This is a genomic window from Pantoea sp. Fr+CA_20 (assembly GCF_024520835.1).
GTDB classification, from domain to species: domain Bacteria; phylum Pseudomonadota; class Gammaproteobacteria; order Enterobacterales; family Enterobacteriaceae; genus Pantoea; species Pantoea allii.
In genome coordinates, this window is the sequence record NZ_JALNPN010000003.1 from 208,957 (window position 1) to 221,518 (window position 12,562).

11 protein-coding genes are annotated in these 12,562 nt (G+C 53.0%); 5 read left to right on the forward strand and 6 right to left on the reverse strand.

Annotation, left to right across the window (positions count from 1 at the left end):
- Positions 1-10 precede the first annotated feature (10 nt).
- The 5 genes from ssuB to ssuE are packed head-to-tail and all read right to left on the reverse strand — an operon-like array spanning position 11 to position 4,272.
- The gene (ssuB, locus tag NR177_RS05785; RefSeq protein WP_063878964.1) at positions 11-799 is read right to left on the reverse strand and encodes an aliphatic sulfonates ABC transporter ATP-binding protein; all 789 of its coding nucleotides are present in this window, start codon (positions 797-799) and stop codon (positions 11-13) included.
- Positions 796-1,587, reverse strand: a complete 792-nt coding sequence (ssuC, locus tag NR177_RS05790; RefSeq protein WP_063878965.1) for an aliphatic sulfonate ABC transporter permease SsuC — start codon at positions 1,585-1,587, stop codon at positions 796-798. Before ssuC ends, ssuB begins: the two co-directional genes overlap by 4 nt.
- Positions 1,588-1,597: 10 nt before the next feature.
- Positions 1,598-2,746, reverse strand: a complete 1,149-nt coding sequence (gene ssuD, locus NR177_RS05795) for an FMNH2-dependent alkanesulfonate monooxygenase (RefSeq protein WP_256852453.1) — start codon at positions 2,744-2,746, stop codon at positions 1,598-1,600.
- Positions 2,747-2,756: 10 nt separating this feature from the next.
- On the reverse strand, positions 2,757-3,710 hold the full coding sequence (locus NR177_RS05800; RefSeq protein ID WP_145395097.1) for a sulfonate ABC transporter substrate-binding protein: 954 nt from the start codon (positions 3,708-3,710) through the stop codon (positions 2,757-2,759).
- Between the two features lie 10 nt (positions 3,711-3,720).
- Positions 3,721-4,272 (reverse strand): NADPH-dependent FMN reductase, encoded by a 552-nt coding sequence (gene ssuE / locus NR177_RS05805; RefSeq protein ID WP_256852454.1) that lies wholly within the window; start codon positions 4,270-4,272, stop codon positions 3,721-3,723.
- A 754-nt stretch (positions 4,273-5,026) separates the two neighbouring features.
- Between ssuE and NR177_RS05810 the strand changes: the two genes are divergently transcribed.
- The 4 genes from NR177_RS05810 to NR177_RS05825 all read left to right on the forward strand — a co-directional run bounded on the left by NR177_RS05810 (position 5,027) and on the right by NR177_RS05825 (position 9,222).
- Positions 5,027-6,007 carry a glycosyltransferase gene (locus NR177_RS05810; RefSeq protein ID WP_063881146.1) on the forward strand — a complete coding sequence of 327 codons (981 nt, stop codon included), beginning with the start codon at positions 5,027-5,029 and terminating at the stop codon, positions 6,005-6,007.
- Positions 6,008-6,090: 83 nt separating this feature from the next.
- Complete coding sequence (locus NR177_RS05815; RefSeq protein WP_063878969.1) at positions 6,091-7,392, forward strand: flippase; 1,302 nt, start codon at positions 6,091-6,093, stop codon at positions 7,390-7,392.
- Positions 7,393-7,526: 134 nt separating this feature from the next.
- Positions 7,527-8,537: a quinone-dependent dihydroorotate dehydrogenase gene (gene pyrD / locus NR177_RS05820; RefSeq protein ID WP_063878970.1), complete on the forward strand. Its 1,011-nt coding sequence runs from the start codon at positions 7,527-7,529 to the stop codon at positions 8,535-8,537.
- A 142-nt stretch (positions 8,538-8,679) separates the two neighbouring features.
- Positions 8,680-9,222 carry a cell division protein ZapC gene (locus NR177_RS05825; RefSeq protein WP_063878971.1) on the forward strand — a complete coding sequence of 181 codons (543 nt, stop codon included), beginning with the start codon at positions 8,680-8,682 and terminating at the stop codon, positions 9,220-9,222.
- Position 9,223: 1 nt separating this feature from the next.
- Here the strand turns inward: NR177_RS05825 and NR177_RS05830 are convergent, their stop codons facing one another.
- Entirely contained in the window at positions 9,224-10,333 is a 1,110-nt protein-coding gene (locus tag NR177_RS05830; protein ID WP_256852455.1) for a YcbX family protein, read from the reverse strand.
- 109 nt (positions 10,334-10,442) lie between these two features.
- Between NR177_RS05830 and rlmKL the strand changes: the two genes are divergently transcribed.
- A complete protein-coding gene (rlmKL, locus tag NR177_RS05835; RefSeq protein ID WP_256852456.1) occupies positions 10,443-12,557 on the forward strand; it encodes a bifunctional 23S rRNA (guanine(2069)-N(7))-methyltransferase RlmK/23S rRNA (guanine(2445)-N(2))-methyltransferase RlmL in 2,115 nt (704 codons plus the stop codon).
- Positions 12,558-12,562: the final 5 nt, after the last annotated feature.

Here is a 12,562-nt window from a genome sequence, read left to right on the forward strand (position 1 = left end):
CGCCGTTTGATTAACGCTGTTGCGCATAGCGTGGCGGTTTGTCTGTTGCGCCGCGGCGCATAACCCGATCCAGCACTTCCGCTTCCAGCTCTGCCAGACGCGCTGAACCCCGTCGTCGGGGGCGGGGCAGATCGACCAGCAAATCCAGTCCTATCTGACCTTCCTCTATCAGTAACACCCGATCAGCCATCGCGACCGCTTCACTGACATCATGGGTAACCAACAGAACCGTAAAGTGGTACTGCTGCCAGAGCGATTCGATCAGCTCCTGCATCTCGATTCGCGTTAAGGCATCCAGCGCCCCCAGCGGCTCATCCAGTAGCAGCAGGCCGGGACGGTGAATCAGCGCCCGAGCCAGCGCCACACGCTGTTTCTGACCACCGGAGAGCGCGGCAGGCCACTCGTGTGCTCTGTCAGCCAGTCCGACAGCCTCCAGCGCGTCACGTGCGGCCTCACGCCATGCGTTGCCACGCAGACCCAGCGAGACATTATCAATGACTTTTTTCCACGGCAGCAGTCGGGCATCCTGAAACATCAACCGGGTTTCGTCGCGCGCAGTCTGCAGTGGCGCATTACCTGCCAGCAGTTGGCCCTGGGTGCTGTTTTCCAGCCCGGCCAACAGGCGCAGCAGGGTGCTTTTACCACAGCCGCTGCGGCCCACCACGGCAACAAACTGGCCGGAAGGAATATGCAGGTCGATGTGATTCAGAATGGTGCGCTCGCCGTACTTCTTACTGACGCCCTTTACACCGACGGGCGTACCCGCGTTGAGACGCGCCGGGATAGCGGAGTTAATCATGCGGTTTGCTCCTTACGTTGATAAGCCGGATGCCAGCGTAACCAGACACGCTCCAGCAGTAATGCGCTGACATCAGCCAGTTTTCCCAGCAGGGCATAAAGAATGATGGCAACCATCACCACATCCGTTTGCAGAAATTCACGGGCGTTCATTGCCAGATAGCCAATACCGGCGTTAGCCGAAATCGTCTCGGCCACAATCAGCGTTAGCCACATTAATCCCAGTCCAAAGCGCACGCCTACCATGATGCTCGGTAACGCGCCGGGTAAGATCACCTGAACAAACAGGCTCCAGCCGGATAGACCGTAGCTGCGCGCCATTTCAACCAGGCCTGGGTCCACGTTGCGAATACCGTGGTAGGTATTCAGGTAAATAGGGAACAGCGTGCCCAGCGCCACCAGAAAAATTTTGGCGGATTCATCGATGCCAAACCACAGGATAACCAGTGGGATTAGCGCCAGATGGGGCACGTTGCGTAACATTTGTAGTGAGGTATCCAGCAGGCGCTCACCCAGCCGCGAGGTGCCGGTGATCAATCCCAGCAGCAAACCGAGGGAACCGCCAATGCTGAAGCCTAGCAATGCCCGCCAACTGCTGATGGCGAGATGCTGCCAGAGCTCGCCACTGGCGGCCAACTGCCAGAAGGTGGTCACAATCTTTTCCGGTGCTGGGAGAATACGCGTAGACAGCCAGCCGGTCTGTGATGCAATTTGCCAGACCACCACCAGTAACACCGGCAGCAGCCAGGGCACCAGCGCCGCTGAGAATGATTTACGTAGTCTGGTCATCGTTATCTCCTCAGGCCCGGGCGGCTTTTTTCTCAGGCGTAAAATCATTCGCAACGGCTTCACCGTGCGCCTGAATCACCCGCGGTTGCGGGACCTGAGGAATATTCAGATCCAGATGAGGAAACAGCAGCTCACCGACGCGATAAGCTTCCTCCAGATGCGGATATCCCGACAGGATAAAGGTTTCAATGCCCAGGGCTTCATACTCTTTCATCCGTGCCGCCACGGTAGGCGCATCGCCAACGAGCGCCGTGCCTGCGCCACTGCGCACCAGTCCGACGCCGGCCCAGAGGTTAGGGCTGATCTCCAGCTTATCGCGGCGTCCGCCGTGCAGAGCAGCCATGCGCTGTTGACCCACCGAGTCGGTGCGTTGAAAGGCGCTTTGTGCTTTGGCGATGGTGGCATCATCCACGTTGGCGATCAGCTTGTCGGCTGCCTGCCAGGCTTCCTCATTGGTTTCACGTACGATCACGTGAAGGCGAATACCAAACCGAACCTGCCGACCCTGTGTTGCGGCTTTCGCCCGCACTTGCTCAATTTTCTCTTTAACCAGGGCAGGTGGTTCACCCCAGGTGAGGTAAACATCAACCTGTTCGGCGGCAAGATCCTGAGCGGGCTCTGAAGAACCCCCGAACCACAGCGGCGGACGAGGCTGCTGTACCGGCTTAAACATCAGACGAGCGCCTCGCACATGAACGTGCTTGCCTTCGTAATCTACCGTTTCGCCTTCCAGCACGCGCCGCCAGACGCGGGTAAACTCGGCCGATTCTGCATAGCGCTCGCGGTGATCGAGAAATACGCCATCACCAGCCAGCTCCTCGGGATCGCCCCCGGTCACCAGGTTGAACAACGCGCGTCCGTTGGAAAGGCGATCGAGCGTTGCGGCCTGACGCGCAGCCTGGGTGGGCGAAATCACACCGGGACGCAGGGCCACCAGAAAACGCAGACGCTGAGTCACAGGGATTAACGATGCCGCCACCAGCCAGGCATCTTCACAGGAGCGGCCCGTCGGGATCAGTACGCCACCAAAGCCCAGCCGGTCGGCAGCCTGTGCCACCTGTTGTAAATAAGCATGGTCAACCGGGCGAGCGCCTTCAGCCGTGCCAAGGTAATGTCCGTCACCATGGGTTGGCAGGAACCAAAATACGGAAACACTCATTTTTCTCTCCTTATTGCGTCACGGCATGGGGATGCCAGATGCGCTCGGCAATCGATACTTTCACGGGAATCAGATGATTGGCATAAAACAGATCGGCGGTTTTCTGCTGCAAAGCGACCGTGTGCGCACTCACCGGGCTGACCGGGCTGGGCGGGCGATGGTCAAGGTTGCTGGCAATGACGGCCTCAGGCAGACCGATCGATGTAGAAAGCAGACGAATACTCTGATCGCGTTCGCTACGCGTCAGCGCTTCTGCGTCACTGAAGGCTTTTAACGTCGCTAAGACGAAGTCATTGTGGTCCTGTGCAAAACTGCGCGTCGCAAGGTAGAACGGCCCGGTTTGATTCAGCGTGGTGCCGTCTTTCAATACGCGGACATTACCCTGCAGCAGGACGGCGGAATAATAGGGGTCCCATATCGCCCAGGCGTCAACGTTGCCCTGCTGGAAGGCTGCTCGGGCATCAGCAGGCGTCAGATAAACCGGCTGAATATCCTTGAAACTCAGACCCGCTTCTTCCAGCGCGCGCAATAGCAAGTTATGGGAACTGGAGCCTTTCTGAAAGGCCACCTTTTTGCCTTTCAAATCGGCAACGGATTTTAACGGGCTGTTTTGGCTGACCAGAATGACCTCAGCTTTGGGCTTCGGCGGTTCGGAGCCGATATACAGTAAGTCTGCTCCTGCGGCCTGTGCGAAGATCGGCGGGATATCGCCGGTACTGCCAATATCAATGCTGTCCACGTTCAGCGCTTCCAGCATTTGCGGTCCGGCCGGAAATTCAATCCACTGAATTGTCGTGTGGGGGAAACGCGTCTCCAGCAGGCGGTGCTCTTTTGCCAGCACCATACTGACCGACCCCTTCTGATAGCCGATGCGAACCTGGGCGGGCGGCGCTTCTGCGGCGTCAACCTGTGCCCCTGCTACAAACATCCCTGCCATTAACCACGCGCTGACTATTCGTTTCATCTCTGTATCCTTACACGGCCAGGGCAACGGGCTGATGACGTCGTGACAACGCCAGCCAGAACGATTGCACCGCTTCATCCAGACGGCTTGCCAGCACCGGGTCCAGTTCTGGCTGGCGGTCGTAATGTTTGATTTGATTATCTTCGGCGTAAACTCCATGAAGCACTTCTTCGGCTTTAAGGGCATTTAAAACTGGCTTAAGTGCGTAATCCAGGGCCAGCATATGACCGGCGCTTCCACCACTGGCCAACGGGAGCACCACTTTATGAGCCAGCGCGCGTTCAGGTAACAGGTCGAGAACGGTTTTTAGCGCCCCCGAAAAAGAGGCTTTATAGACAGGCGTGGCAATGACCAGGCCATCAGCCTGAGCCAGGTCTTCGCTCAGGGCTAAAAGCGCCGGGGAGTCAAAGCGTGCATTGATCAGATCGTCAGGTTGAAAGTTATGGATGTTCCACGGAATGACCTCAACGCCGGATGATTCCAGTTTGCGCTGGCATAGCGCTAACAACGACGTGGACCGTGAAGGAAACCGCGGACTACCTGCCAGGGTAAGCACTCTCATTTACGACTCCTTATAACTGAAAGTTATTGATTATCTTTTGTTGAGAACTGAGGCTTTCATCCTGGCAGAGGCAACGGCAGGGCTTAAATGATTTTTCTGACAATCTAAAGGTAAAAATTGCAAAAGGATTTCAGATAAAAACGTCAGGACTGAGAGATAAAACCGATACGACAAATCTTAAAAAAAGCAGGGAGGGGGCATTGATACATTAATCCGGGTGAATAAACACCATGAAATCCCCGGAATCCGTACATTTGGTTACTTGAATATCAAAATAATGAAACAAAGGAATGAAATGAAAAACGGTGTTGTTGTTTTTTACGCGACACAAAAAAAGAAAGGGTAAAAAATGTCGATGATTCAATGTGATTTCGTTTGGCTCCCGGCGAAGTATTAGGATTAGTTGCATCAAAGGGGTTGGCTTTACGGCCTTTTTACATGAATTTTTTAACGGTAATTCATGTTTGGTTACAGATAGCGCAGCCAAAACGTCCTGATGAGATAATGATTTCTAAATGATTTCTAAACAGGGACGTGATTATCTGTCAGTTATTCTTTAGAACCGCTAACGATGTTTTTTTTGATCGCCTTTTCCTGTCGACATTGAGACAGGCATTTTATTGATTCAGGCAGTAAAATGTCTCTGCTCAATGTAAGCGCCTGTTATTTTAAAAATTACTATTCGCCCTTGGTCAGTGCCTGTCTCAGGCTGGTGGATTTTATTTGTCATTTTCTAACAGCAGAGAAATCTCGTATGTCTGACATCCTGTTATCGGTCATTATTCCCACTTACAATGTTGAAAAATATATTGTCGAATGCGTTGATTCATTATTACGGCAAATTAGCGCGCCAAACGAAATTATCATTGTTAACGACAGCTCTACCGATGGAACGGTAGCCTTAGTTGAACAGCACTATGGTCATCTTCCGCAGGTGAAAATGATCACAATAGCCAACGGCGGTGCAGGCAATGCGCGCGATAAAGGCGTAGAAGTGGCGCAAGGGCAGTTCGTTTTCTTTTGCGATCCTGATGATGTGGTGGCGGACGGATTAGTGAGTGAGCTTACTCAGGTCGTCGAAAATTATCCGGATACCGATTTATTTTGTTTTAATTCCAGCGCCTACCGGGAAGATAAACCGCACATCACCTGGCCTAAAGTCAGGCACAGCCTGTCTGGCATTCAGCGGCCACAGGATGTGCTGTTAGCGTTGCTTCATAACGGCTCCTATACCTCTGCAGCCTGGAATTACGTGCTGAGAAAAACCGTTATCCAGCAGCATCATTTGCGCTTTGTCGATCGCGTGCATGAAGATCATAATTTTACCTTATCGGTATTTATGAAATGCAAACAGGCATGGGTAACCCAGCAGACGTATTACAAACAGCGCATTCGTAGTGGGTCGCTGACCAACAGCAGTAAAAGTCCTACCTTTTTCTTTCAGCGCTACAATGCTTTTATTGCCACTTTCAACACCTTGTGCAGTTCACGGGCAGAAAGTGAATTAAAGAAGGCGCTGGAAAAAGCCTACCTTATTCACTCTTTTCGTTTAATGATCTATCTGTCGCTCTACAACCAAACGCCCGTACCGGAATATGTGCTGAATGCGATTCGTTATCTGGGCCGCCGAATTAAAGCCAGCAGCCTTAAAGAATGGCTGCTGTTAAACAGTCCGGAAACCTTCATTTTATTGCAAAGCCATAAAGTGAAAAAAGAACTCAAACGCGTTCCGTAATTCCTAAAAGTGGACCCTGATGTTGTTTGCACCTGAACGAAATGAGAAGGTGAGACATGCAATGTGTATAAGGTTGTTGTGACATGGCAAAAGTGCTCGACAAAAGTTTAGTAGTCAATATCTTATCTTTACTGGCCTACCGGGGAGCCTCCTTCCTGTTTCCGTTGGCGACCTTACCCTATCTGGCGCGTGTGCTTGGGGTGGATCATATGGGGATTCTGGCGCTGGCGATTGCCTGCGTCCTTTACTGCAGTACCATCTCTGACTGGGGATTCAATGTTTTTACCACCAAGGACATTGCCCATCACCGGGACGATAAAACACGTGTTACCCAGCTTTTCTGGTCGACCTTCAACGCCAAGCTGATGCTGCTGCTGGTGACCAGCGGCACGTTACTCACGGCGACCTGGTTTAATCCGTCCTGGCATTCTCTGTTCTTCATTATCCTGGCTAACTGCACCACCTTAATCGGCTCTCTGTTTTCATTCGGCTGGTTAATGCAGGGGTTCGAAAAGCTGGGCAAAACGGCTGTCATCGCGACCTTTGGTAACTTTTGTGCCATTCCACTGACGTTTTTACTGGTGAAAACGCCAGAGGATACCTGGCTGGCTGCCCTGATACCGGGCGCGGTGTCGATTATCAACGCCATCATCACGCTGAAATTTGTGTTGGAAATGAAGGTGATTGGCGCGTATCGCTTTGAGCCACGCGAAATCAAACAGCGCATCACCGACAGTGCCGATGTGTTTATTGCTATCGCGGGCGCCAATCTGTTTAACAGTGTTAACGTCGTGATTCTGGCTTCTTTTACCTCCCATTACATGGTGGGGATCTACAACGGTGCGGATCGGTTACGCAAGGCCGCGAACTCGGTGCCAGAGCAGATTGGTAGCGCGTTTTTCCCCCGCGTCAGTCACCTGTTTGGCCGCGACAAAGCGGCGGCGGTCGCAGCAACACGGAAAAGCCTGATGCTGTCGTTTGCGCTGAGCCTGGCTATCGTGATCTTTACCTGGCTGTTTGCCGATCAGGTTGTCGCGTTACTGTTAGGTAAAGACTTCCTGCCCTCAGCCGATGTGCTGCGCGTCTTTGTACTCTGCTTCCTGTTTGGCAATATTGCGTATCCGGCGGGCCTGCAGATTTTGATCCCCCATGGGCTGGCACGGCAACGCATGATGGTGATGATGGTCGCGGGCGTGATTAACGTCCCGGTTTGCTGCCTGCTGGCGTGGAAGTTTGGTGCCGTCGGCGCGGCCTGGTCGATGGTGCTGGCCGAAGTATTGGTCTGCATCGGTATTTTCGGCATCATGGTGCGGCACAAAATCTGGCGTGACTATGCGTTCCCCGACAGGTTGAATTCACGTACAGCAAACGATTCCGTTGTGTAAGATCAAAACTGCTTTAAACAGTCCCCTGGCTTAACGCCCCGCGATTTACTTTTGCGCCAGAGCACCTTACCATTCTGGCGCACAATTTCCTGTGCACTGATTTTCACCATCGCTTCCGTCTTCCAGGAGAGTGCATGTTTTACTCAATTGTCCGACCGGCATTGTTCAGGCTCGATCCTGAACGTGCGCACCATCTCACCTTTCAGCAGCTGCGCTTTATGAGCGGTACGCCGCTGGAAATGTTCATTCGCCAGAATTTACCCTCGCGTCCGGTTAGCTGTATGGGGCTGACGTTCGACAATGCCCTTGGCCTTGCCGCGGGCCTGGATAAGAATGCCGAGTGTATCGATGCATTTGGTGCCATGGGATTCGGCTTTGTTGAAGTGGGAACGGTTACGCCACGCGCTCAGGCGGGCAACGACAAGCCGCGCATGTTTCGCTTAGTCGAAGCAGAAGGGATTATTAACCGCATGGGGTTCAATAACCTCGGTGTCGATAATCTGGTGGAAAACGTGAAAAAATCCCGTTTTAAAGGTGTACTGGGGATCAATATTGGCAAAAATAAAGATACGCCGGTAGAGCAGGGCAAAGATGATTACCTGATCTGCATGGAGAAGGTGTATGCCCATGCGGGTTATATCGCTATCAATATTTCGTCTCCTAATACGCCAGGTTTACGCTCGCTGCAATATGGTGAGGCACTGGACGATCTGCTCTTTTCCATTAAAGCGAAACAAAAAGAGCTGGAAAAACGGCATCTCAAATATGTGCCGGTGGCGGTAAAGATCGCGCCGGATCTTTCTGAGGAAGAATTGATCCAGGTGGCTGACAGTTTAATACGGCACCAGATCGATGGCGTTATTGCGACAAATACCACGCTCGATCGGTCGCTGGTAAATGGTCTGAAATATGGCGAAGAAATCGGTGGCTTAAGTGGTCGTCCGGTACAGTCTCGCAGCACCGCCGTCATTCAGCGGCTGTCACAAGAATTACAGGGACGATTGCCAATTATTGGCGTGGGCGGCATTGATTCGCTTACCGCGGCGCGTGAAAAAATAGCGGCAGGCGCCACGCTGGTTCAAATTTATTCTGGTTTTATTTATAAAGGGCCGGGCTTAATTAAAGATATCGTGAGCCATATCTAAGACATTCGTCATAATAATGCGCTGGGGGGTTTATTTATCCCTCCGGCTCGTTTATATTTTGTCCTGTTGCACGATTTTTCAGCATTCATTTTTATTTGATGGATTTTTTGCTTTTAGCGTAGCGGTAAATACAGGGCACATGATGAAAATTAAACCCGATGACAAATGGCGTTGGTATTACGACGCAGAGCACGACCGAATGATGCTCGATCTGGCTGACGGTATGCTTTTTCGTTCCCGCTATGCACGTAAAATGCTGACGCCGGATGCTTTCACTGAATCCGGATTTTGTGTTGATGATGCTGCACTCTATTTCACGTTTGAAGAGAAATGTCGTCAAAGCCCGCTCAACAGCGATCAACGCGCTGAACTGGTATTAAATGCGCTGGTTGCTGCGCGTTTTCTGAAACCCCTGATGCCAAAAAGCTGGCATTTCTCGGCGCACCGTCAGTCTATGCAGCCCGCTGTGGGCGAAATGGTCGAGGTCACGCTGGCTGAAAATGGCGAACAGGCGCGTCTGCTGGTGGTCGAAAATGGCGACAACGCCGCGCTCTGCTTGCTGGCACAGCCCGCGCTGACGCTGGCGGGCAAGGGAATGGTTCTTGGCGATGCGATTAAAGTGATGAACGATCGGCTGCAACCTCACAAGCAGGAAAAAGCCACGCGCTATGCGCGCGCGGTGTAACTCATACCACGTCGATATCACCCGCCGGAATACAGCTGCAACTCAATATAGTGCCATCATCACTGATGGCGCTCTGCTTTAAGGCTTTTACCTTTCCCGCAACCAGCGTTATTTTACAACTGCCGCACAGGCCAGCCCGACACGAATAAGGAATGCGGAAGCCCTGCACTTCGAGCTGCTCAAGTAAAACCTGCTGATTGTCGCCGCTGAAGCGCTGGCCCTGCCAGGTAATCGTGACCTGCTGGGGCGCTTGCCGTTGCGGTTTGAGCGTTTCGACCACCTCTCCCGGTCCGTACGCGCGCGGCGGCTGGCGTTTGGTTATCCTGACCTCGTCTCCGGCACGAATAATACCGCTGTTGAGCGCAATCAGATTCAGGCCAAAATCAATGTCCCCACTGCCATCCTGCGCCGTTCGAAATCCCTGGAGCGTGGCCAAAGGTTGGCCATCCGGATGTTTCTGGCCGCTTTCAACGCCAACCGTGGTAAAAACACAGCGACTGCAAGGCTTAGGAACGGAGAAGTTTACCTGACCGATAGCTATTTCAGCCCAGTTGTCTTCATCCCAGGCGGGTGCACCACTCACCACCAGGTTTGGGCGAAACTGCTCGATCCGCACGCTGGCTGGACAACGCTGCTGTAAATCCTGCCACGACGCGTTGTTCACTAACAGGTAGGGATATCCATCAGCAAAACTCAGTGGCACCTCTGTAAAGCGCTTCACACGACGTGAGGGCTGCGGCCCGACCCAGCGCAACTGTACCGCTCGTGGAAAAAAACCACTCAGCCACTGGTTAATATTGTCTGGCGCGATGCGTGAGGTAAAGGTGTTGCCCCAAACCTCTGTCGGCTGCTCATCCTGGGTGAAGTCTACGAAACGGATAAGCGACTGGCTGCCGTCGGGCGCTTGTAAAAACAAGCCCTCTGGCGTAATGGCCGGCGTAAACTGCACCATCTCTGGGAACTGACGCGCAGTAATAAAGGTACCGTCAGGTTCGGTCACCATAAAGATACGGTCATAGGTTAACCCGCTGTTGGCAACCCAGGCATGTGATACCTGTAACCCGCGCATGGATTTGACAGGATGGATAAACAGGCGGGAAAGCGTAATCATGAAGGTCTCCAGGAGCAGGCGCGCAAGACAAAAGAAGCTAACTTTATGACATAGGTCTGCGATTCGCTATAATGCGCAACAATTTTCTCAAGAGTAAAAAAGTGACGATATGAATTCTCTGTTTGCCAGCACGGCGCGTGGGCTCGAAGAGCTGTTAAAAAATGAGCTGGACGCGCTGGGCGCGCAGGATTTGCAAGTGGTACAGGGAGGCGTTCACTTCAAAGCCGATGACCGCGTTATGTACCAAAGCCTGATGTGGAGTCGTCTGGCTTCGCGTATTTTGCTGCCCTTGTCTGAGGTTGGCGTTTACAGCGATCTCGATCTCTACCTTGGGGTGCAAGGCATCGACTGGCCAGCCATGTTCGGCAGCGATAAAACCTTTGTCGTGCATTTTAACGGCACCAACGATGAGATTCGCAACAGCCAGTTTGGCGCACTGCGCGTGAAAGATGCGATTGTCGACAGCTTTACCCGCCGTAATCTGGCACGCCCGGACGTCGATCGCGAACAGGCTGATATCCGCATCAACGTGTGGCTTGATGACGATCGCGCCAGCATTGCGCTGGACTTAAGCGGCAGTGCCTTACATCAGCGCGGTTATCGTCAGCAAACCGGACAGGCGCCGCTGAAAGAGAACCTGGCCGCAGCGATTGTGATGCGTTCAGGCTGGCAGCCCACCACGCCGCTTATTGATCCAATGTGTGGTTCCGGGACCTTGCTGATTGAGGCCGCGCTGATAGCCTGCGACAGCGCACCGGGTTTACTGCGTAATCAGTGGGGCTTCACCGCCTGGTCTGGTTTTAACGAAAGCCTGTGGCAAGAGGTTAAGAGCGACGCGCAGGCGCGGGCGCGTGTCGGCACCGCAGCGTGTCAGGCGCGTTTTTTTGGTTATGACAATAACGGCCGGGTGCTGGAGTGGGCAAAATCGAACGCGCGCCGCGCCGGTGTCTTTGAACACTTCACCTTTGCACAACAGGACCTGCTGAAGCTGCAGAATCCCGTTAATTCAGAAACGCTGGGCACGGTACTCAGTAACCCACCTTACGGTGAACGTCTGGAAAGCGAGCCTGCGCTTATTGCCCTGCACAGTCAGCTTGGTCGGTTGATGAAGCAGCATTTTGCTGGCTGGAATTTGTCGCTGTTTAGCGCGTCTCCCGAGCTGCTGAGTTGCCTGCAACTGCGTGCCGACCGTCAGTTCAAAGCCAAAAACGGCCCGTTGGACTGTGTACAGAAAAACTATCAGCTGTCGGCGAACAGCGCTGAGCGCGGTAATCAGATTGCTGAAGATTACGCTAACCGTCTGCGCAAAAACCTCAAGAAGCTGGATAAGTGGGCGCGCCAGGAAGGCATCGAGTGCTACCGCATTTATGACGCCGATCTGCCGGACTATAATGTGGCCGTGGATCGCTATGCGGACTGGGTGGTCGTGCAGGAATATGCACCACCCAAAACCATCGACGCGAACAAAGCCCGTCAGCGTTTGTTTGATGTGATTAGCGCTACGCTGAGCGTGCTTGAATTGCCATCAAACCGCTTAATCCTTAAGACCCGCGAACGTCAAAAGGGCAAAGCGCAGTATCAAAAGCTGAGCGAGAAGGGCGACTATTTTGAAGTGCAGGAGTTTAACGCCCGTTTCCTGGTGAACCTGACTGACTATCTGGATACCGGATTGTTCCTCGATCACCGCATTGCCCGCAAGATGCTGGGCCAGATGAGCCAGGGCAAAGATTTTCTGAATCTGTTTGCGTACACCGGTTCCGCCAGCGTACATGCGGGTCTGGGCGGCGCGCGCTCCACCACCACCGTGGATATGTCGCGCACGTATCTGGAATGGGCCGAGCGTAACCTGCGGCTCAACGGCCTGACCGGCCGTCAACATCGCCTGCTTCATGCCGACTGCCTGAGCTGGCTGAACGAGAGCGATGAGAATTTCGACCTGATCTTTATCGATCCGCCCACATTTTCCAACTCAAAACGTATGGAAGAGAGTTTCGATGTGCAGCGCGATCATATGATGCTGATGCGTAACCTGAAACGCCTGTTGCGTAAAGGCGGTACCATCATGTTCTCGAATAACAAACGTGGTTTCAAAATGGATCGGGATGGCCTTAAGGCATTGGGGCTCCAGGCTCAGGACATCACTCAGAAAACCCTGTCACAGGATTTTGCGCGTAACCGCCAAATTCATAACTGCTGGCTGATTACTCATGCTGGTAAGGAATAAGTTAC

What these genes read in the sequence shown, in the direction of transcription:
- pyrD (WP_063878970.1), top strand. Translation starts at nt 7,527, where the DNA reads ATGTTTTACTCAATTGTCCGACCGGCATTGTTCAGGCTCGATCCTGAA.
- ssuE (WP_256852454.1), bottom strand. Translation starts at nt 4,272, where the DNA reads ATGAGAGTGCTTACCCTGGCAGGTAGTCCGCGGTTTCCTTCACGGTCC.
- NR177_RS05810 (WP_063881146.1), top strand. Translation starts at nt 5,027, where the DNA reads ATGTCTGACATCCTGTTATCGGTCATTATTCCCACTTACAATGTTGAA.
- rlmKL (WP_256852456.1), top strand. Translation starts at nt 10,443, where the DNA reads ATGAATTCTCTGTTTGCCAGCACGGCGCGTGGGCTCGAAGAGCTGTTA.
- NR177_RS05830 (WP_256852455.1), bottom strand. Translation starts at nt 10,333, where the DNA reads ATGATTACGCTTTCCCGCCTGTTTATCCATCCTGTCAAATCCATGCGC.
- NR177_RS05800 (WP_145395097.1), bottom strand. Translation starts at nt 3,710, where the DNA reads ATGAAACGAATAGTCAGCGCGTGGTTAATGGCAGGGATGTTTGTAGCA.
- ssuB (WP_063878964.1), bottom strand. Translation starts at nt 799, where the DNA reads ATGATTAACTCCGCTATCCCGGCGCGTCTCAACGCGGGTACGCCCGTC.
- NR177_RS05815 (WP_063878969.1), top strand. Translation starts at nt 6,091, where the DNA reads ATGGCAAAAGTGCTCGACAAAAGTTTAGTAGTCAATATCTTATCTTTA.
- ssuC (WP_063878965.1), bottom strand. Translation starts at nt 1,587, where the DNA reads ATGACCAGACTACGTAAATCATTCTCAGCGGCGCTGGTGCCCTGGCTG.
- NR177_RS05825 (WP_063878971.1), top strand. Translation starts at nt 8,680, where the DNA reads ATGAAAATTAAACCCGATGACAAATGGCGTTGGTATTACGACGCAGAG.
- ssuD (WP_256852453.1), bottom strand. Translation starts at nt 2,746, where the DNA reads ATGAGTGTTTCCGTATTTTGGTTCCTGCCAACCCATGGTGACGGACAT.